At 70.5% G+C, this 18,385-nt stretch carries 22 protein-coding genes; 16 read left to right on the top strand and 6 right to left on the bottom strand.

The window, feature by feature from the left end:
• The first annotated feature begins 152 nt into the window (after positions 1–152).
• Together AB0L37_RS23630 and AB0L37_RS23635 are read left to right on the top strand one after the other, a co-directional pair.
• Positions 153–488 carry a hypothetical protein gene (locus AB0L37_RS23630; RefSeq protein WP_365508774.1) on the top strand — a complete coding sequence of 112 codons (336 nt, stop codon included), beginning with the start codon at positions 153–155 and terminating at the stop codon, positions 486–488.
• 94 nt (positions 489–582) lie between these two features.
• Positions 583–1,707, top strand: a complete 1,125-nt coding sequence (locus tag AB0L37_RS23635) for an amidohydrolase family protein (RefSeq protein ID WP_365508777.1) — start codon at positions 583–585, stop codon at positions 1,705–1,707.
• Here AB0L37_RS23635 and AB0L37_RS23640 read toward each other — a convergent pair.
• Positions 1,688–2,182 carry a helix-turn-helix domain-containing protein gene (locus AB0L37_RS23640; protein ID WP_365508780.1) on the bottom strand — a complete coding sequence of 165 codons (495 nt, stop codon included), beginning with the start codon at positions 2,180–2,182 and terminating at the stop codon, positions 1,688–1,690. The genes AB0L37_RS23635 and AB0L37_RS23640 overlap by 20 nt on opposite strands.
• Before the next feature lie 203 nt (positions 2,183–2,385).
• Between AB0L37_RS23640 and AB0L37_RS23645 the strand changes: the two genes are divergently transcribed.
• On the top strand, positions 2,386–3,201 hold the full coding sequence (locus tag AB0L37_RS23645) for an alpha/beta hydrolase (protein ID WP_365508782.1): 816 nt from the start codon (positions 2,386–2,388) through the stop codon (positions 3,199–3,201).
• Positions 3,202–3,239: 38 nt separating this feature from the next.
• Here the strand turns inward: AB0L37_RS23645 and AB0L37_RS23650 are convergent, their stop codons facing one another.
• The 4 genes from AB0L37_RS23650 to AB0L37_RS23665 form a co-directional block, all read right to left on the bottom strand.
• Positions 3,240–4,241 (bottom strand): COX15/CtaA family protein, encoded by a 1,002-nt coding sequence (locus tag AB0L37_RS23650; protein WP_365508784.1) that lies wholly within the window; start codon positions 4,239–4,241, stop codon positions 3,240–3,242.
• A 97-nt stretch (positions 4,242–4,338) separates the two neighbouring features.
• Positions 4,339–5,106 (bottom strand): ABC transporter permease, encoded by a 768-nt coding sequence (locus AB0L37_RS23655; RefSeq protein WP_365508787.1) that lies wholly within the window; start codon positions 5,104–5,106, stop codon positions 4,339–4,341.
• Positions 5,103–6,026, bottom strand: a complete 924-nt coding sequence (locus AB0L37_RS23660) for an ABC transporter ATP-binding protein (protein WP_365508789.1) — start codon at positions 6,024–6,026, stop codon at positions 5,103–5,105. Before AB0L37_RS23660 ends, AB0L37_RS23655 begins: the two co-directional genes overlap by 4 nt.
• Positions 6,027–6,087: 61 nt before the next feature.
• A complete protein-coding gene (locus AB0L37_RS23665) occupies positions 6,088–6,870 on the bottom strand; it encodes an AAC(3) family N-acetyltransferase (RefSeq protein ID WP_365508792.1) in 783 nt (260 codons plus the stop codon).
• Between the two features lie 174 nt (positions 6,871–7,044).
• On the opposite strand from AB0L37_RS23665, the gene AB0L37_RS23670 reads away from it, so the two are divergent.
• The 9 genes from AB0L37_RS23670 (at position 7,045) to AB0L37_RS23710 (ending at position 15,163) form a co-directional block, all read left to right on the top strand.
• Positions 7,045–7,803, top strand: coding sequence for an ArsR family transcriptional regulator (locus AB0L37_RS23670; protein ID WP_365508795.1), 759 nt, complete (start codon positions 7,045–7,047; stop codon positions 7,801–7,803).
• A complete protein-coding gene (sufB, locus tag AB0L37_RS23675; protein ID WP_365508797.1) occupies positions 7,800–9,224 on the top strand; it encodes a Fe-S cluster assembly protein SufB in 1,425 nt (474 codons plus the stop codon). The genes AB0L37_RS23670 and sufB overlap by 4 nt, the downstream gene beginning before the upstream one ends.
• Positions 9,225–9,285: 61 nt before the next feature.
• Positions 9,286–10,467 (top strand): Fe-S cluster assembly protein SufD, encoded by a 1,182-nt coding sequence (gene sufD / locus AB0L37_RS23680; RefSeq protein ID WP_365508800.1) that lies wholly within the window; start codon positions 9,286–9,288, stop codon positions 10,465–10,467.
• Complete coding sequence (locus AB0L37_RS23685; protein WP_361931265.1) at positions 10,467–10,784, top strand: bifunctional 3-phenylpropionate/cinnamic acid dioxygenase ferredoxin subunit; 318 nt, start codon at positions 10,467–10,469, stop codon at positions 10,782–10,784. The genes sufD and AB0L37_RS23685 overlap by 1 nt, the downstream gene beginning before the upstream one ends.
• 7 nt (positions 10,785–10,791) lie before the next feature.
• The gene (gene sufC / locus AB0L37_RS23690) at positions 10,792–11,556 is read left to right on the top strand and encodes a Fe-S cluster assembly ATPase SufC (RefSeq protein WP_365508802.1); all 765 of its coding nucleotides are present in this window, start codon (positions 10,792–10,794) and stop codon (positions 11,554–11,556) included.
• Positions 11,553–12,809, top strand: coding sequence for a cysteine desulfurase (locus tag AB0L37_RS23695; RefSeq protein ID WP_365508804.1), 1,257 nt, complete (start codon positions 11,553–11,555; stop codon positions 12,807–12,809). Before sufC ends, AB0L37_RS23695 begins: the two co-directional genes overlap by 4 nt.
• Before the next feature lie 12 nt (positions 12,810–12,821).
• Positions 12,822–13,280, top strand: a complete 459-nt coding sequence (sufU, locus tag AB0L37_RS23700; protein ID WP_365508806.1) for a Fe-S cluster assembly sulfur transfer protein SufU — start codon at positions 12,822–12,824, stop codon at positions 13,278–13,280.
• A complete protein-coding gene (locus AB0L37_RS23705) occupies positions 13,277–13,612 on the top strand; it encodes a metal-sulfur cluster assembly factor (protein ID WP_018533312.1) in 336 nt (111 codons plus the stop codon). Before sufU ends, AB0L37_RS23705 begins: the two co-directional genes overlap by 4 nt.
• 231 nt (positions 13,613–13,843) lie before the next feature.
• Positions 13,844–15,163 (top strand): DUF3616 domain-containing protein, encoded by a 1,320-nt coding sequence (locus AB0L37_RS23710; RefSeq protein ID WP_365508809.1) that lies wholly within the window; start codon positions 13,844–13,846, stop codon positions 15,161–15,163.
• On the opposite strand, the gene AB0L37_RS23715 is transcribed toward AB0L37_RS23710, so the two are convergent.
• The gene (locus AB0L37_RS23715) at positions 15,150–15,377 is read right to left on the bottom strand and encodes a hypothetical protein (protein WP_365508812.1); all 228 of its coding nucleotides are present in this window, start codon (positions 15,375–15,377) and stop codon (positions 15,150–15,152) included. The genes AB0L37_RS23710 and AB0L37_RS23715 overlap by 14 nt on opposite strands.
• A 392-nt stretch (positions 15,378–15,769) precedes the next feature.
• On the opposite strand from AB0L37_RS23715, the gene AB0L37_RS23720 reads away from it, so the two are divergent.
• The 4 genes from AB0L37_RS23720 to AB0L37_RS23735 all read left to right on the top strand — a co-directional run bounded on the left by AB0L37_RS23720 (position 15,770) and on the right by AB0L37_RS23735 (position 18,331).
• Positions 15,770–16,090, top strand: a complete 321-nt coding sequence (locus AB0L37_RS23720) for a multidrug efflux SMR transporter (protein WP_365508815.1) — start codon at positions 15,770–15,772, stop codon at positions 16,088–16,090.
• Positions 16,090–16,626 carry a TetR family transcriptional regulator gene (locus AB0L37_RS23725; RefSeq protein WP_365508818.1) on the top strand — a complete coding sequence of 179 codons (537 nt, stop codon included), beginning with the start codon at positions 16,090–16,092 and terminating at the stop codon, positions 16,624–16,626. Before AB0L37_RS23720 ends, AB0L37_RS23725 begins: the two co-directional genes overlap by 1 nt.
• A 125-nt stretch (positions 16,627–16,751) precedes the next feature.
• Positions 16,752–17,351, top strand: coding sequence for an RNA polymerase sigma factor (locus AB0L37_RS23730; protein WP_365508820.1), 600 nt, complete (start codon positions 16,752–16,754; stop codon positions 17,349–17,351).
• Positions 17,348–18,331 (top strand): CU044_5270 family protein, encoded by a 984-nt coding sequence (locus tag AB0L37_RS23735; RefSeq protein WP_365508823.1) that lies wholly within the window; start codon positions 17,348–17,350, stop codon positions 18,329–18,331. Before AB0L37_RS23730 ends, AB0L37_RS23735 begins: the two co-directional genes overlap by 4 nt.
• Positions 18,332–18,385 lie beyond the last annotated feature (54 nt).

An 18,385-nucleotide genomic window follows, 5' to 3' on the forward strand; every position in this document is an offset into this window, starting at 1 on the left:
GCCAGTTGCCGAGGACCGTCTCGCTCTCGCCGCCGACGCTCCCGGTGTTCCAGAACGCGTAGTTGTCCGACGTGTCGACGAACGTGCCGCGTGGCCTAGGCCACGCGCCCCACCCATCGCCTGTTTGGCTACTCGTCGGTAGCATCCTGTCCATGGCAGAGACTCAGACGGTTGAGGCGCCCGGTCGGGCGGCGAAGGACGAGCGCCGGGCGGCCAAGCTGGCCAAGCGGATCGGCGCGTTCGCCCAGGCGCACGGCGGGGCCGAGGGACAGCTCGCGTACATCGGGGAGCACGGCACCCGCATCGTGCTCGTCGGCGAGGACGGCGGCTGGGGCGACCTGGTGGCCGACACCTATGAGGTCGCACAGAAGGCGGTCGAGAAGGCCGGTATCACCGTCCACGAGGACTTCGACGGCGACTTCGCGGCGAAGGTGGAGACGGGCCCCTACGAGTGGAAGCGCATGGCGGGCATCCAGCTCGGCGGCTGAATCGCGCGTTTGTGCGCTCTCGCGTTGAGCAACACCAGGCGCTCGTTCACCCGTTAGGACTGTAGGAGCACGGTCCATATACGGGGAGCCCCGGATGATCGAAACGCCGTCCCTCGTGGACCAGTACTGCCACGGGGTGCTGCGTACGGAGCTGGGCCTCGGCACGTTCGAGGCCCACCTCGGCCGGGGTGAAGGGCCGCCCGCGCCCGGCACCACCTTCTTCGACACGCAGACCGGCTTCGCGATCCGCCGCTGGTGCCCGCCGCTGCTCGGCCTGGAACCCCACTGCCCGCCCGCCCGCTATCTGGCCAGACGCCGCGAACTCGGCGTCATGGAAGCGGGCCGCAGACTGCTGTGCGGGAGCGGCATCACGACGTATCTGGTCGACACGGGACTGCCCGACGACCTGACCGGGCCCGCGGAACTGGCCAACGCCGGGGAGGCCGAGGCCCACGAGATCGTCCGCCTCGAACTGCTGGCCGAACAGGTCGCGGACACCTCCGGCACGGTCGAGTCCTTCCTCGCGAACCTGGCGGAGTCGGTCCACGCGGCCGCCGCCGGTGCCGTCGCCTTCACCTCGGTCGCCGGCGTACGACACGGCCTCGCACTGGCGCCTCAGCCCCCCGGGCCCGGCGAGGTGCGGGGAGCGGCGGGCCGGTGGCTCGCGGGGCGGACCGTGGGCGGGCCGCTGACCGACCCGGTCCTGCTGCGCCATCTGCTGTGGATCGCCGTCGCCTCGGGCCGGCCGCTCCAACTGCACGCGGGGCTCGGCGAATCGGGTCTGCGCATCGACCGCACCGACCCGGTGCTCCTCGCCGACTTCGCCCGCGCCACGGCGGGCCTGGGCACCGACCTGATCCTGCTGCACGGCTACCCGTACCACCGCCAGGCCGCCCATCTGTCCGGCATCTTCCCGCATGTCTACGCCGATCTGGGCCCCGCGCTGGCCAGGACGGGGGCGCGGGCTCCGGCCGTCCTGGCCGAGATCCTCGAACTGGCCCCGTTCGGCAAGCTGCTCTTCTCCAGCGGTGCGCGCGGGCTCCCGGAGCTGCATGTCGTGGGGGCGCGACTGTTCCGTGAGGCGCTCGGGAGGGTCCTCGGCGGGTGGGTGGCCGAGGGGGCGTGGTCGCTGGGCGATGCCCAGCGGGTGGCGGGGATGATCGCGTCCGGGACGGCGCAGCGGGTGTACGGGCTCGGGGTCACGGACGCAGCCGGCTGACCGACTCCGGGGTGAGGTGCCGGGCGAGGACGCCGAGCGCCTCGGTCACCTCGCGCAGCGCGGCGGGATCGTCGCTGCCGAGGGCGGTGGTGAGGGCCTGGGTGATGTCGGACCTGCGGACCTCGGCGACCCGCTCGGAGACCTCGTCGGCCTGCTGGATCAACTGCCGCCTGCCGTCGGCCGGATCGGGCGCGGTCCGGATCGACCCGGTCTCCTTCAGCCGGGCCACGGCGCCGGACACCTGGCTCTGGGGCAGCCCGGTGCGGGACGCGATGGCTCCGACCGACGTGTTGTCGTGCGCGTGGATGTCACTGAGCACGACCAGGATCGCGCGGGTGCCGCCCCGGAACTGACCGCCGCCGACGGCCGGTTCGGGCAGGGACTCCTCGCCGATCTTCATCAGCGTGCGGCCGAGGAGGAACAGCTCGACGGGGGTGAGGGGAGGTCGGCTGTCGGACGGGGGCTGGGGGCTCATGGGCGGATGTTATATCGAGACCGATGAATCCTAAGTGATGGATCCGAAGCGATGAATCTGAAGCGATGGGCCCAGGTCGATGAATCCCTATCGATGCATCTCTATTGATGGATCGAAATAGATGGAGTACGGTGAGGGTGTTCGGCGCGGATGTCGGGCGGAGGGCGAGCGGCGTCCTCCGGCGTATGCGCCCTGGGGGATCGATGTTTCTCACCGTCGACGGAGCCAAGCTCTACTACGAGGTCCGGGGCAGCGGCCCTCTGCTGCTCATCGCACAGAGCGGAGAGGGTGATGCCGGTCGCAGTGTCGACCTGGCCGACCGCCTCGTGGACCGCTACACCGTGGTGACGTACGACCGTCGCGGCCTGTCCCGCAGTGAGCTGGCTGAGCCGGAGCGGGGCGTACGGATGACCCAGCACGCCGACGACGTGCACCGGCTGCTGGCCGAGCTGACCGACCGGCCGGCGTTGATGCTGGGGTGCAGCATGGGCGCCTCGATCGGGCTGCATCTCGCGGTGCGCCATCCGGAGCAACTGGCGGTGCTCGTCGCCCACGAGCCGGTGTCACCCGCGTTGCTGCCCGCTGAGCGCAGGCCCCACCATGTGCGGGAACTGCTCGACCTCCAGCGGGTCCACCGGGACGGGGGACTGCAAGCGGCGGTACCGGAGATGGCGCGCGTGCTCGGGATCGACCCGGTGAACCAGGAGGTCGAGCCGGACCGTACGCCGATGCCCATGACACCGCAGCGCGCGGCGAACTTCGCGTACTTCATCCAGTGGGAGTTCACCGCGGTGATTCAGGCGGAGCTGGACGTGGAGGCGGTCGCCGGGTCCCCCGTGCGGATCGTGCCGGCTGTCGGCAGTGCCACGGCCCCCGACGTCTTCGACCGGCACTGTGCCCTGGAGCTGGCGCGGATACGGGAGACGCAGGCGCGCGAGTTCCCCGGCGGACACAACGGGAACACGACGCACCCGCGCGCGTACGCGGCCCGGCTCACCGAGGTCCTGGGGGAACGGTGAGGCTCTGCGCGGTGCTGGGGCTGTGCGCGGCGCTGAGGTCAGCGGCCCGCGCTCACCGGCTCCTGCGTCGACGGCCCCGGCAGATCGACGGTGGTCGTGGGCCGCTCCCGCAGCGACAGGACGACACGCAGGACGCCGATCCACACCAGCGCCGAGCCCAGCATGTGCAGGCCGACCAGGACCTCGGGAAGGTCGGTGAAGTACTGGACGTAGCCGATGACGCCCTGCGCGAGCAGGATCAGGAACAGGTCGCGGGTGCGGTGCAGGGGACCCTTGGGGGCGTCGACCGCCTTCAGGACGAACCACAGGGCGAACGTCAGCGTGACCACGATCCAGGCCAGGACCGCGTGGAGCTTGGTCACCGTCTCCCAGTCGAGCGGCATGCGCTTGACGTCGCTGGAGTCACCGGCGTGCGGCCCGGCGCCGGTCACGACGGTGCCGACGGCGATGAGCAGCCCGGATGCCGCGACCAGGAACCACACCAGCTGCTTGACCGAGGCGCCGACCAGCGGGCGCGGCGCGGAGTCGCCCTCGCGGGTGCGCTGCCACATCAGCACGGCGACCGTGAGGAGGGCGGTGGTCAGGATGAAGTGGGCCGCGACCGTATAGGGGTTGAGGCCGACCAGGACGACGATGCCACCGAGCACCGCGTTGCCCATGACGATCCAGAACTGGGCCCAGCCGAGCCGGGTCAGCGGGCGCCGCCACGGCTTCTGGGAGCGGGCGGCGATGATCGCCCAGCCCACCGCCGCGCACAGCACGTACGTGAGCATGCGGTTGCCGAACTCGATGGCGCCGTGGAAGCCCATCTCGCTCGTCGCGGTCAGCGACTGGTCGGTGCACTTGGGCCAGGTCGGGCAGCCGAGGCCGGACCCGGTCAGGCGGACCGCCCCGCCGGTGATGACGATGATCACGGTCATCACGACGGCGGACATGGCCGCGCGCTGGACGGTCCGCTGCGTGGGGGTCCAGCGGTCAGCGATGAAGGCGAGCGGGTTGCGCAGCGCCTGCGCGGCGTCGGCGGGGGTCAGCTTTGGCACGCGCCCATCGTAGGGGGCCGCTTGTGCACGGCTTCACGAGGGGGACGTAACTGGGCCTTTTGTGACGCGGGTTACGCCCCCCACGGCCGCTGTGCGGCTACTCCCAGCGGAAGAAGCGGCCCGCCGCTCCCAGGCCGAGGACCGCCCACACCGCGAGGATGCCGAGGTCGCCCCAGGGCATCGAGGCGCCGTGCTGAAGGACGTCCCGCAGGCCGTCGGAGAGCGCCGAGATGGGCAGCAGGCCGAGCACCGACTGGGCGGCGTCGGGGAACTTGTCGAGCGGCACGATGACGCCGCCGCCGACGAGCAGGAGGAGGAAGACGAGGTTGGCGGCGGCGAGCGTGGCCTCCGCCTTGAGCGTGCCGGCCATCAGCAGGCCGAGACCCGAGAAGGCGGCGGTGCCGAGGACGAGGAGAAGGAGGACGGCGAACGGATTGCCGTGCGGCGACCAGCCGAGGGCGAACGCGATGACCGTGAGCAGGACGACCTGGAGGATCTCCGTGACCAGAACAGAGAGGGTCTTCGCCGTCATCAGGGCCCAGCGGGGCAGCGGGGAGGCGGCCAGGCGCTTGAGGACGCCGTACCGGCGCTCGAAGCCCGTCGCGATGGCCTGGCCGGTGAAGGCGGTCGACATCACGGCGAGGGCGAGGATGCCGGGGGTCAGGAAGTCGACGGCCTTGCCGGAGCCCGTGTCGACGATGTCGACGGACGAGAACAGGACCAGCAGAAGGGTGGGGATGACGACGGTGAGCAGAAGCTGTTCGCCGTTGCGCAGCAGCATCTTCGTCTCGAGGGCCGCCTGCGCGGCGATCATGCGGGGGAGCGGAGCGGCTCCGGGGTTCGGTGCGTACGTGCCCGCGCTCATCCGCGCAGCTCCTTGCCGGTCAGTTCGAGGAAGACGTCTTCGAGGGTGTGGCGCTCGACGGAGATCTTGTCCGGCATCACGCCGTGCTGGGCGCACCAGGAGGTGACCGTCGCCAGGAGCTGGGGGTCGACCTTGCCGGACACGCGGTAGGAGCCGGGGGTGAGTTCGGCGGCCGCGGAGTCGGCGGGCAGGGCTTTGAGCAGGGAGGCCACGTCCAGTCCGGGGCGGCCGGAGAAGCGCAGGGTGTTCTCGGCGCCGCCGCGGCACAGCTGCTCCGGGGAGCCCTGGGCGATGACCTTGCCCGCGTCGACGATCGCGACGTCGTCGGAGAGCTGTTCGGCCTCGTCCATGTGGTGCGTGGTGAGGATGACGGAGACGCCGTCCGACCGCAGATCGCGGACCAGGTCCCAGGTGGCGCGGCGGGCCTGCGGGTCGAGGCCGGCGGTCGGCTCGTCGAGGAAGACGAGGTCGGGGCGGCCGACCACGGCCATCGCGAGGGCGAGGCGCTGCTGCTGGCCGCCGGACAGCCGTCGGTAGGTGGTGCGGCCGCAGCTGCCCAGGCCGAGACGCTCGATGAGGGCGTCGACGTCGAGCGGGTGGGCGTGCAGCTTGGCGACGTGGCGGAGCATCTCGTCGGCGCGGGCGCCGGAGTAGACACCGCCGGACTGGAGCATCACGCCGATGCGGGGGCGCAGCGCCGAGGCCTGCTTCACGGGGTCGAGGCCGAGGACGCGGACGGTGCCGGCGTCCGGCCTGCGGTAGCCCTCGCAGGTCTCGATGGTGGTGGTCTTGCCCGCGCCGTTGGGACCGAGGACGGCCGTGATGCCGGGGGCTGTGGTGAGGTCGAGGCCGTCGACCGCGGTCTTGTTTCCGTACCGCTTCACCAGACCGGTGATGTGGACGACGGGCTCGCTTTCCATGGTGGGCAAGTCTAGGGAGGTCGTGCGGGTGCGCGGTGGGCGGGGCCGCACCTGCGTCACCTCACCCGCCGCTCCCGCTCAGCCACTTCTCCGCGTACGCGACCGCCTCCGCCACCGGGAACAGCCGGGAGTCGGCGGCGCCCACCCGGCCCCGGACCACCGGCGTCTCCCGCTCGAAGTCCGCGCCGAGTTCCTCGAAGCGGTCGGCGCTGATGGCTACTTCGGTCACCGGTTCCCAGCCCGCAGGGCCCGGGCGGCCGGCGTCCTCCGTGCGGCGGGGGACGCGGTACTCGGCCAGGTGGAAGGCGGTGCACGCGTCGTAGCCGGCGCCCAGGAGCAGGACTCGGGCGCCGAGCTGCTCCAGGCGGGCCAGCGGGCTGTGCTCGCCGAGGCGGCAGTCGACGGCGTGGCCGTCGGTCACCTCCGCCGCGCGCGGGCCGAGCGCCGCGAACGAGGTCTGCGGGTGCGCGCTGCGCAGGGCACCGGGCCAGGTGCGGACGGTCTCGGGGACCACGCCGACGCCGCGGGTGGGTGTGGTCAGCGGGTCGTAGGCGGGCATCGTCGCGCGGATCGCCTCCCACCACTCGGCCGGCACCGGTGGGTCGCTCCACAGCGACGGGTCCGTGAGGTCTCCGGACTGGGCGGGCACCACGAGCGTGCCGTGCGGGCCGAGGGCGTCGAGCAGTGCCTGGACGACGGCGACGGGGCCGCCGTTCACCCAGCCGAGGCTGCTGAGGGAGGAGTGCACGAGGAGCGTCTCGCCGGGCCGCACCCCCAGGGCGCGCAGGTCGGTGGCGAGGGACGCGCGGGTGACGAGCGGGCCGGTCGGAAGGGGTAAGGGCATACGCGCGAGTCTGCCCGGGAGGTTGCGGGTGCGCCACGGAATTTTGATCGATCGGAGATCGTTTACGCAGGTCACGCCCTATACCTACTTAGGTTTGCCTAAGTGATGCACCGCACCGCAGGGCGATCACCAGTGCGCTTGTCAGGGTCTGAGGAATTACGCAACAATGGCGTTGTGAAAAACGTCGGCGAGGCTCAGGAGTCCCCCGTCGGGGCTCCTCAGGAGGAGCTCGCGACCGGGGAGCGCTCGACGCGCAACCGGGTCGCGCGCTCGATCCTGGACCACGGCCCGTCCACCGTCGCCGATCTCGCCACCCGTCTCGGTCTCACCCAGGCCGCCGTCCGCCGTCACCTGGACGCCCTGGTCGCCGACGACGTCGTGGAGCCGAGGGAGCAGCGCGTCTACGGCGCCCGTACCCGGGGCCGCCCCGCCAAGGTCTTCGCGCTGACCGACTGCGGCCGGGACGCCTTCGACCAGTCCTACGACAAGCTCGCCGCGGACGCGCTCCGCTGGATCGCGGAGCAGGCCGGCGGGGACGAGGCGCTGGTGGCGTTCGCCCGCGCCCGGATCGCCGCGCAGGCCGCTCCGTACAAGGCGGCCGTCGAGTCCGTGGCCCCCGAAGAGCGCACGCAGGCCCTGGCCAGGGCCTTGAGCGCGGACGGGTACGCTGCTACGGCGCGCAGCGCGCCCCTCCCGCAACAGGGCGAGCAGCTCTGCCAGCACCACTGTCCGGTCGCCCATGTGGCGGAGCAGTTCCCGCAGCTTTGCGAGGCGGAGACGGAAATGTTCTCCCACCTGCTCGGTACGCATGTGCAGCGGCTGGCCACCATCGCCCACGGTGATGGCGTCTGCACGACGTTCATCCCCAAGAGCACCACCCCCAAGACCATCACCAACGCATCTGCAAGCACCGCCGGGAGGAACCCCGCATGACTCTCCCCATCGAGGAGACGGCCCACCCCGAGCTCGAGGGCCTGGGCAAGTACGAATACGGCTGGGCGGACTCCGACGAGGCCGGTGCCTCTGCCAAGCGCGGTATCAACGAGGACGTCGTCAAGGACATCTCCTCGAAGAAGTCCGAGCCGGAGTGGATGACCAAGCTCCGCCTCAAGGGCCTGAAGCTGTTCGGCAAGAAGCCCATGCCGAACTGGGGCTCGGACCTGTCGGGCATCGACTTCGACAACATCAAGTACTTCGTGCGCTCCACGGAGAAGCAGGCGGAGTCCTGGGAGGACCTGCCCGAGGACATCAAGAACACGTACGACAAGCTCGGCATCCCCGAGGCGGAGAAGCAGCGCCTCGTCGCCGGTGTCGCGGCCCAGTACGAGTCCGAGGTCGTCTACCACCAGATCCGTGAGGACCTGGAGGAGCAGGGCGTCATCTTCCTCGACACCGACACCGCCCTCAAGGAGCACCCGGAGCTCTTCAAGGAGTACTTCGGCACGGTCATCCCGGCCGGCGACAACAAGTTCGCCGCGCTGAACACGGCCGTGTGGTCGGGCGGCTCCTTCATCTACGTGCCGAAGGGCGTGCACGTGGAGATCCCGCTCCAGGCCTACTTCCGTATCAACACGGAGAACATGGGCCAGTTCGAGCGGACGCTGATCATCGTCGACGAAGACGCCTACGTGCACTACGTCGAGGGCTGCACCGCGCCGATCTACAAGTCGGACTCGCTGCACTCCGCGGTCGTCGAGATCATCGTCAAGAAGGGCGCCCGCTGCCGTTACACGACCATCCAGAACTGGTCGAACAACGTCTACAACCTGGTCACCAAGCGCGCCGTGGCGTACGAGGGCGCGACCATGGAGTGGATCGACGGCAACATCGGTTCCAAGGTCACCATGAAGTACCCGGCCGTCTACCTGATGGGCGAGCACGCCAAGGGCGAGACGCTCTCCATCGCCTTCGCGGGCGAGGGCCAGCACCAGGACGCCGGCTCCAAGATGGTCCACATGGCGCCGAACACGTCGTCCAACATCGTCTCGAAGTCCGTGGCGCGCGGCGGCGGTCGTACGTCGTACCGCGGCCTCGTCGAGATCGGTGAGGGCGCCCACGGCTCCAAGTCGAACGTGCTGTGCGACGCGCTGCTCGTCGACACCATCTCCCGCTCCGACACCTACCCGTACGTCGACGTCCGCGAGGACGACGTCTCCATGGGCCACGAGGCGACCGTCTCCAAGGTCTCCGAGGACCAGCTCTTCTACCTGATGAGCCGCGGCCTGAGCGAGTTCGAGGCCATGGCGATGATCGTGCGCGGCTTCGTCGAGCCGATCGCCAAGGAGCTGCCGATGGAGTACGCGCTCGAGCTCAACCGGCTGATCGAGCTCCAGATGGAAGGGTCGGTCGGCTGACCCCGGTCGCCTGACGTCTCCATCAGCCCACTTACGTAAGAAAGCGAGCGCTACGACAGCCATGGCTGAGGCTCAGAACATCCCGGCCGGATCCACGACCGCCGGAACCATCGCGGTGGCCGCAGAGTCGACCGTCGCCACGCGCATGAGCGCGCCCCCGTCCTACGACGTGCAGGACTTCCCGGTCCCGCACGGCCGTGAGGAGGAGTGGCGGTTCACGCCGCTGGAGCGGCTGCGCGGCCTGCACGACGGCACCGCCGTCGCCACCGGCACCGGCGTCAAGGTCGACGTGGAGGCGCCCGCCGGCGTCACCGTCGAGACCGTCGGCCGGGACGACGCCCGCATCGGCAAGGCGGGCAAGCCCGTCGACCGCGTCGCCGCGCAGGCGTACTCGGCGTTCGAGAAGGCCGGCGTGATCACCGTCCCCAAGGAGACGGTCCTCACCGAGCCGATCCGTATCGCCGTGCACGGCGAGGGCGGCACCGCCTTCGCCCACCAGGTGATCGAGCTGGGCGCCTTCGCCGAGGCCGTCGTCGTCATCGACCACACCGGTGACGCCGTGCTCGCCGCCAACGTCGACTACCTGCTCGGCGACGGCGCGAAGCTGACCGTCGTCTCCGTGCAGGACTGGGACGACAAGGCCGTGCACGTCGCACAGCACAACGCCCTCATCGGGCGCGACGCGTCGTTCAAGTCGGTCGTCGTGACCTTCGGCGGTGACGTCGTCCGCCTGAACCCGCGCGTCAACTACGCGGGCACCGGCGGCGAGGCCGAGCTGTTCGGCCTCTACTTCACCGACGCCGGCCAGCACCAGGAGCACCGCCTCCTGGTCGACCACAACACCCCGCACTGCAAGTCGAACGTCGTCTACAAGGGCGCGCTCCAGGGCGAGAACGCCCACGCCGTGTGGATCGGTGACGTCCTCATCGAGGCCGCCGCCGAGGGCACGGACACGTACGAGATGAACCGGAACCTGGTTCTGACCGACGGTGCCCGCGTCGACTCCGTGCCGAACCTGGAGATCGAGACCGGCGAGATCGTCGGCGCCGGTCACGCCTCCGCCACCGGCCGCTTCGACGACGAGCAGCTCTTCTACCTGATGGCCCGCGGCATCCCCGCCGACGAGGCGCGCCGCCTCGTCGTGCGCGGCTTCTTCGCCGAGCTGGTCCAGCAGATCGGTGTCGACGACATCGAGTCGCGGCTGCTCGAGAAGATCGAGGCCGAGCTGGAGGCCACGGTCTGATGGCTTTCGTACGCGCCTGTGGGCTGAGCGAGCTGGAGGAGGACACCCCGAAGCGGGTGGAACTCGACGGCACGCCGGTCTCGGTCGTCCGCACCGAGGGCGAGGTGTTCGCGATCAACGACATCTGCTCGCACGCGAACGTCTCCCTCTCCGAGGGCGAGGTGGAGGACTGCCAGATCGAGTGCTGGCTGCACGGCTCCGCGTTCGACCTCCGCACCGGCAAGCCGTCCGGCCTTCCCGCGACGCGCCCCGTCCCCGTATACCCCGTAAAGATCGAAGGGGACGACGTGCTCGTCTCCCTCACCCAGGAGTCCTGAGGCACCCATGGCAACGCTTGAAATCCGAGACCTGCACGTCACCGTCGAGGCCGACAACGCCACGAAGGAGATCCTCAAGGGCGTCGACCTCACCGTGAAGCAGGGCGAGACGCACGCCATCATGGGCCCGAACGGCTCCGGCAAGTCGACCCTCGCCTACTCCCTCGCGGGTCACCCCAAGTACACGATCACGCAGGGCACCGTCACCCTCGACGGCGAGGACGTCCTCGAGATGTCCGTCGACGAGCGCGCCCGCGCCGGCCTCTTCCTCGCCATGCAGTACCCGGTCGAGGTCCCCGGCGTCTCCGTGTCGAACTTCCTGCGCACCTCGGCCACGGCCGTGCGCGGCGAGGCCCCCAAGCTGCGCACCTGGGTCAAGGAGGTCAAGGAAGCCATGGAGAAGCTCTCCATGGACCCGGCCTTCGCCGAGCGCAACGTGAACGAGGGCTTCTCCGGCGGTGAGAAGAAGCGTCACGAGATCCTTCAGCTCGAACTGCTCAAGCCGAAGATCGCGATCCTCGACGAGACCGACTCCGGCCTGGACGTCGACGCGCTGCGCATCGTCTCCGAGGGCATCAACCGCGTCCGTGAGAACGGCGAGGTCGGCACCCTCCTGGTGACCCACTACACGCGCATCCTGCGCTACATCAAGCCCGACCACGTGCACGTGTTCGCGGGCGGCCGCATCGTCGAGTCCGGTGGCGCCGAGCTCGCCGACCAGCTCGAGGCCGAGGGCTACGACAAGTACGTGAAGGGTGGCGCATCCGCGTGACACAGCTGCCGGGCCTCCTCGACACCGAGGCGATCCGCAAGGACTTCCCGATCCTCGACCGGGTGCTCCACGACGGCAAGAAGCTCGTGTACCTGGACAACGCGGCGACCTCGCAGACGCCGCGCCAGGTACTCGACGTCCTGAGCGAGTACTACGAGCAGCACAACGCCAACGTCCACCGTGGCGTGCACGTGCTGGCCGAGGAGGCCACGGCGCTGTACGAGGGCGCGCGCGACAAGGTCGCCGCGTTCATCAACGCGCCGAGCCGCGACGAGGTCATCTTCACGAAGAACGCCTCGGAGTCGCTCAACCTCGTCGCCAACATGCTCGGCTGGGCCGACGAGCCGTACAAGGTCGACCACGAGACCGAGATCGTCATCACGGAGATGGAGCACCACTCCAACATCGTTCCGTGGCAGCTGCTCTCGCAGCGCACCGGCGCGAAGCTGAAGTGGTTCGGCCTGACCGACGACGGCCGCCTCGACCTCTCCAACATCAACGAGGTCATCACGGAGAAGACGAAGATCGTCTCCTTCGTGCTCGTGTCGAACATCCTCGGCACCCACAACCCGGTCGAGGCCATCGTGCGCCGCGCCCAGGAGGTGGGCGCGCTCGTCCTCATCGACGCCTCGCAGGCCGCCCCGCACATGCCGCTCGACGTGCAGGCGCTCCAGGCCGACTTCGTGGCCTTCACCGGTCACAAGATGTGCGGCCCGACCGGCATCGGCGTGCTGTGGGGACGGCAGGAGCTCCTGGAGGACCTGCCGCCGTTCCTCGGCGGCGGCGAGATGATCGAGACCGTCTCGATGCACTCGTCCACCTACGCTCCGGCGCCGCACAAGTTCGAGGCGGGTACGCCGCCGATCTCGCAGGCCATCGGCCTCGGGGCGGCGATCGACTACCTGAACTCGATCGGCATGGAGAACATCCTCCGCCACGAGCAGGCGCTCACCGAGTACGCGGTGAAGAAGCTCCAGGAAGTCCCCGATCTGCGCATCATCGGCCCGACCACGGCCGAGGAGCGCGGCGCCGCGATCTCCTTCACGCTCGGCGACATCCACCCGCACGACGTGGGCCAGGTCCTCGACGAGCAGGGCATCGCGGTCCGCGTCGGACACCACTGCGCGCGGCCCGTCTGCCTGCGGTACGGAATTCCTGCGACCACGCGAGCGTCGTTCTATCTGTACTCCACGCCCGGCGAGATCGATGCGCTGGTCGACGGCCTGGAGCACGTACGGAACTTCTTCGGGTAGAGGGCTGGGACTGTGAAGCTGGATTCCATGTACCAGGAAGTCATCCTGGACCACTACAAGCACCCCCACGGGCGCGGTCTGCGGGACGGCGACGCCGAGGTGCACCACGTCAACCCGACGTGCGGTGACGAGATCACGCTGCGCGTCAAGTACGACGGCGAGAAGATCGCGGACGTCTCGTACGAGGGCCAGGGCTGCTCCATCAGCCAGGCCTCGGCCTCCGTCCTGAACGACCTGCTCGTCGGCAAGGAGCTCGCGGACGCGCGGAAGATCCAGGAGACGTTCCTGGAGCTGATGCAGTCCAAGGGGCAGATCGAGCCGGACGACTCGATGGAGGAGATCCTGGAGGACGCGATCGCGTTCGCCGGTGTCTCCAAGTACCCGGCCCGAGTCAAGTGCGCCCTCCTGAGCTGGATGGCGTGGAAGGACGCGACGGCCCAGGCCTTCGCGGAGGAGGCGAAGAGCGCATGACCGAGAACGCTGTCGAGATGAAGCCGGCCTCCGAGGAGGAGGTCCGCGAGGCGCTGTACGACGTCGTCGACCCCGAGCTGGGCATCGACGTCGTCAACCTCGGCCTGATCTACGGCATCCACATCGACGACGCGAACATCGCGACGATCGACATGACGCTGACGTCCGCGGCCTGCCCGCTGACCGACGTCATCGAGGACCAGGCGAAGTCCGCCACCGACGGCATCGTCAACGAGCTGCGGATCAACTGGGTCTGGATGCCGCCGTGGGGCCCGGACAAGATCACGGACGACGGCCGCGAGCAGCTTCGGGCGCTCGGGTTCAACGTCTGAGGGTTCAGCCCGCGTGCGACGACCGTACGGCCCCGTCTCTTCGGAGGCGGGGCCGTTCGTCGTCCGGTGCTGTTCAGCTGTCGTATGTAGGGCCGTCACCGGGGATTGGCGCAGGGCGAAGAGGGTTCCGGTCGACACCGTGTCGACGAAAGGGACCCAGTGCCGCATCACATTCCGCGTTCACGCCGAACGGCCGTTGCCGTCGTGGGTGGGCTTCTTACGCTGGCCGGCATGGGCAGCAACTTCCCGGCGGGTGCGGCGGGTTCGGCTACGCCGACGATCGCGCTGTCGGCCGGATATCTGAGCAGTGCCGTCGGTGGCGTGAGTGATCCGACGGTGACCGTGAACGTCGCGCAGAGCGGGGCCGACGCCTCCCGGCTCACCGTCGCGGCGAGCGCCAGCAGCAGGACGTCGGTCGCTCAGCCGGTCGATGTCACCGTCAGCGGCACCGGCGCGAGCCGTACGGTCTCCGTCGCCGCGCGGGGGCAGGGGTACACCGATCTGACGTTGAAGGTCACGGGGGTGGGCGGTGTCTCGGCGACGACGACGCTGCACTATGCCGCGTCCGGGGGTGTGCAGAACGCCGTCGACGCGCGGTACTTCACCGGGTCCAGCGACGCCTCCGCCGCCGTCGACGTCGGTGACGGCTATGTCGTCGTCGCCGACGACGAGTCCAACGTGCTGCGTCTGTACGACCGCTCCGCCTCCGGTGCGCCGGTGCGGACGTGGGACTTCTCCTCGCAGCTCGGGGTCAGCAAGGAGGTCGACATCGAGGGGGCCGCGCGCGTCGGTGACCTCATCTACTGGACCGGTTCGCTCGGCAACAACAAGGACGGCGAGTACAAGGCGCCGCGCAACACCGTCTTCACCACGGCGGTGACCGGGTCGGGCTCCGCCACGCAGTTGTCGTACGCGCACTCCTACAAGAAGCTGCGCGATCAGCTCGTCGCCTGGGACGAGGCCAACGGGGACCGGTACGGGTTCGCCGCCGGCACCGCGGCCGGTGAGGCGCCCAAGCAGGTCGACGGGTTCAACGTCGAAGGCCTCGAGTTCGCCCCCGGGTCCACCTCCACCGCGTACATCGGCTTCCGGGCGCCGCTCGTGCCCCCGAAGGACGGCGGCAGGGCGCTCATCGTGCCCGTCACGAACTTCGACAAGGTGCTCGCGAGTGGGGCGGCCCCCGTTTTCGGCGCGGCCATCGAGCTGGATCTCGGCGGGCTTTCGATCCGTGACATCCGGAAGAACTCCGCCGACCAGTACCTGATCCTGGCGGGGAGCTGGGCCGCCGACGACAACACCGACCCGTACGCGCTGTACCAGTGGGACGGCGTCGCCGGGCACGCGCCCGTCAAGCGCGCGGATCTGCCGACGAGCGATCCCGGCGGCTGGGAGTCCGTCGTCGCCGTGCCCGATCTGAGTGTGCCGGGGCAGCGGGCGCAGCTGATCACCGACAACGGCTCCGCGGTTCTTTACGGTGACGGCGTCCAGGCCAAGGACCTCACGCACCCCGAATGGAAGAAGTCGCGGGCGGGCTGGTTCACCGTGTCGTAGCGCCGCCCTGTCCGGGCGCGAGGGACTGCGCCGGGTCGCTGCTGCGGATGTCGTGGTGGCACAGCGGGTTCCACGAGGCTGTCGCCACCTGGGCGCAGGTGAGGGGCGCGGCGGGCAAGTGGCGGGCCCGGCTGGGGAGTTCGTGGGGGCGCGAGGTGTGGATCGAGGACCTCGTCGCCGGCCCGAGACCGAACTGCGGCGCGTCTGCGGGCACTTGCCCCACCGGCTCGCCGGGGTCGCCGTGCTCGCCCGCAAGACCTGGCACGCGCACGCCCGAGGCGCGCTGGACGTGTCGTGGGCCGAGACCTGGGTGACGCGTCTGACATCTGATCAAGTGCGGCTCTGTGACGCCGTGTTGGGGTCCGGCACGCCCCTTACGGCTATGAGGCCGCCGGATCCGTTCGCCCCGATCCGGCGGAGATCGCCCGCTACCGGAAGGCCGTCGGGCAGCGCCGCACCGCGTACGGGAAGCGGCGCCGCGCGGACCGGGCGGTGCGACTGCGCGAGTGCGGCGAGGTGGCGGACGCGCCGCGGCCCGGAGCGGCCTGACGGCGGTCGGCGCCGCGTTGTGTACGGGCGTACGCAACGATACGTACACTCGTCCGCATGGGATATGTACTGCTGGCCGGCGCCATCGCCGCCGAAGTGGGCGCCACCACGGCCATGAAGTACAGCGAGGGGTTCAGCAGGCTCTGGCCCTCGCTCATCACGGTCGTCGGATACGTGATCGCGTTCGCCCTGCTCGCGCAGACGCTGAAGACCGTCCAGATCGGCACCGCGTACGCGATCTGGGCGGGCACCGGCACCGCCGTCATCGCCGCCATCGGCATGCTCTTCCTCGGTGAGGGACTGACCGCCGCGAAGGTCGCGGGCATCGCCCTCGTCATCGGCGGCGTCGTCCTGCTGAACCTGGGCGGGGCCCACTGATGGCCCGGCGCCACGACCCCGAGCGGCGCGGGCGGATCATCGACGCCGCGATCCGGGTGGTGGGGGAGAAGGGCATCGGCGGGCTGAGTCATCGCACCGTCGCCGCCGAGGCCGATGTGCCGCTCGGCTCGACCACGTACCACTTCAAGACCCTCGACGAGCTGATGGTGGCCGCGCTGCGGCAGGCCAACGAGGGGTTCGCCAAGATCGTCGCGGCGCGCGGCGCCTTCCGGGACCCGGACCGCGATCTCGCCGACGAGCTGGCCGGGGTGCTCGGCGAGTGGCTCGCCGGGGACCGGGTCGGGGTGGAGCTGGAGTACGAGCTGTATCTGGCGGCGCTGCGGCGCCCCGCCCTGCGGCCCGTCGCCGCCGAGTGGTGCGAGGAGCTGGCCGAGGCCGTGGCGGGCCGCACCGATCCGCGCACCGCCCGCGCCCTGGTCGCCCTCATGGACGGGATCGCGCTCCAGGTGCTGCTCACCGGCGGGGAGTACGACGCGGCGTACGCGCGGGAGATGCTGGCCCGGCTCCTCCCTTAGCCGACTCATCCCCTAGCCGACTCGTGTCCTTCAGCCGGCCCGTGTCCGCGGTCCGTGAACCTTTGGGCGGCCTGTGGGGAACAGGGGGGTGACATGCTCGCACCCATCCCGCGGACGGAGGGCCCGTGACCGGACCACCAGCTGTGCCCGATCCCGGCGCCGACGACGGACTCGTCATCGCCAGGTCACTGGAACATCCCGAGCTCTTCGCCCGGCTCTACGACCGGTACGCGCCCGACATCCACCGGTACGCGGCCCGCCGGCTCGGTGACCAGGCGGCGGACGACCTCACCGCCGACACGTTCCTCACGGCGTTCCGCGTACGCGGCCGCTACGACACGGCGCGGACCAGCGCACGCCCCTGGCTCTACGGGATCGCCGCGCACCTCATCGGCAAGCAGCGCCGCACCGAGGTGCGGGCCCTGCGCGCCCTCGCGCGGACCGGCCACGACCCGGTCGCCGCGAGCTGGGTCGAGGACACCGACAGCCGGGTCGCCGCACAGGCCCCGCTCGCGGACGCGCTCGCCGCGCTGTCCTCGGCGGACCGGCACGTGCTGCTCCTCGTGGCCTGGGCCGATCTCTCGTACCAGGACGTCGCCGAGGCGCTCGGCATACCCGTGGGAACGGTCAGGTCCCGGTTGAACCGGGCCCGGCGCAAGGTGCGGGCCGCGCTGGGCGCGGACCCGGCGTTCGGCAGTGAGGTCCCGGAGGTGGTCAGGCCGTGAACGTCGACGAGATGAACGAGGTACGACAGCTGCGGGCCGACGCGCCCGTGCCGGACCGGGGGCGGCTCGCGCCGGGCCGGGCCCGGCTGGAGGAGGCGCTGCGCGGACGCGCCCGGACCCGCAGGCTCCGGTCCGACTGGCGCATCGCCGCGGGGGCCGCGGCCGGCGCGGTCGCGGCGATCACCGCGGTCACGCTGCTGGCGACGGGCGTCGGCGGCGACGGAACCGCGGGTCCCGCGACCCCCGCCGCGAGCAGGCTCGTCCTCGGCGAGCCCGCGGACGTGCTCGGCCGCATCGCCGACACCGTCGAGCAGGGGCCCGAGGTGCCCGAGCCGGGGCCCACGCAGTGGACGTACCAGCGGGTGATGCGCGGTGACGCCGGGCTCTGGCCGAACGACGGCGCCGCGACCCCCGAGCCGCAGATCCAGAACGAGTGGAAGAAGTACGCCGACCCGCGCTTCGAGAACGGCCGCGAGGGCGACGACCACTCGCCGCGCGAGCGGTACCGCTTCCTGAAGGCGCTGCCCGACGACCCGAAGGGCGTCCTGAGGAAGGCCCGGGAGTTCTATCCGACGGGCAAGCACAGCAGGCAGTCGCAGGCGGAGGAGGACTTCGGGTCCCTGCGCGTGCTCCTCGCGAGCTACCCGATACCGCCCGACGGGCTCGCCAAGGTGTACCGGGCGCTGGCCACCGTGCCGGGCGTGGAGATCACCGACCATCTCGTACGGGACGTCGCGGGCCGCGAGGCCATCGCCATCGGCGTGAGGCCAGGGCCCACGACGGACATGCGCGACGAGGTCCTCATCGACCCGCGCACGTACGCGTACGCCGGAGGGCGCCAGATCGCGGTGCGGGACCACATGCAGGACTACCCCGGCGCCGACGACACCCCCGACCGGCCGTGGAAGACGGGCGACATCCGGCTCCAAAACGCGCGGCTCGCCGCCGCCGTCGTGGACAAGAAGGGGCAGCGCCCCTGAAACCGGGGCCGGGGAAGGGAGCCCGGCTGCTGAGACGGGCTCCCCGCCGGTTCG

This window comes from Streptomyces sp. NPDC052225, assembly GCF_040679615.1.
GTDB lineage: Bacteria > Actinomycetota > Actinomycetes > Streptomycetales > Streptomycetaceae > Streptomyces.

Excerpts from the sequence above, each read along its gene's own strand:
- AB0L37_RS23720 (WP_365508815.1), top strand. The coding sequence starts at position 15,770 with ATGGGATATGTACTGCTGGCCGGCGCCATCGCCGCCGAAGTGGGCGCC.
- sufD (WP_365508800.1), top strand. The coding sequence starts at position 9,286 with ATGGCTGAGGCTCAGAACATCCCGGCCGGATCCACGACCGCCGGAACC.
- AB0L37_RS23685 (WP_361931265.1), top strand. The coding sequence starts at position 10,467 with ATGGCTTTCGTACGCGCCTGTGGGCTGAGCGAGCTGGAGGAGGACACC.
- AB0L37_RS23640 (WP_365508780.1), bottom strand. The coding sequence starts at position 2,182 with ATGAGCCCCCAGCCCCCGTCCGACAGCCGACCTCCCCTCACCCCCGTC.
- AB0L37_RS23645 (WP_365508782.1), top strand. The coding sequence starts at position 2,386 with ATGTTTCTCACCGTCGACGGAGCCAAGCTCTACTACGAGGTCCGGGGC.
- AB0L37_RS23635 (WP_365508777.1), top strand. The coding sequence starts at position 583 with ATGATCGAAACGCCGTCCCTCGTGGACCAGTACTGCCACGGGGTGCTG.
- sufC (WP_365508802.1), top strand. The coding sequence starts at position 10,792 with ATGGCAACGCTTGAAATCCGAGACCTGCACGTCACCGTCGAGGCCGAC.
- AB0L37_RS23710 (WP_365508809.1), top strand. The coding sequence starts at position 13,844 with ATGGGCAGCAACTTCCCGGCGGGTGCGGCGGGTTCGGCTACGCCGACG.
- AB0L37_RS23725 (WP_365508818.1), top strand. The coding sequence starts at position 16,090 with ATGGCCCGGCGCCACGACCCCGAGCGGCGCGGGCGGATCATCGACGCC.
- AB0L37_RS23665 (WP_365508792.1), bottom strand. The coding sequence starts at position 6,870 with ATGCCCTTACCCCTTCCGACCGGCCCGCTCGTCACCCGCGCGTCCCTC.
- AB0L37_RS23655 (WP_365508787.1), bottom strand. The coding sequence starts at position 5,106 with ATGAGCGCGGGCACGTACGCACCGAACCCCGGAGCCGCTCCGCTCCCC.
- sufB (WP_365508797.1), top strand. The coding sequence starts at position 7,800 with ATGACTCTCCCCATCGAGGAGACGGCCCACCCCGAGCTCGAGGGCCTG.
- AB0L37_RS23630 (WP_365508774.1), top strand. The coding sequence starts at position 153 with ATGGCAGAGACTCAGACGGTTGAGGCGCCCGGTCGGGCGGCGAAGGAC.
- AB0L37_RS23705 (WP_018533312.1), top strand. The coding sequence starts at position 13,277 with ATGACCGAGAACGCTGTCGAGATGAAGCCGGCCTCCGAGGAGGAGGTC.
- AB0L37_RS23660 (WP_365508789.1), bottom strand. The coding sequence starts at position 6,026 with ATGGAAAGCGAGCCCGTCGTCCACATCACCGGTCTGGTGAAGCGGTAC.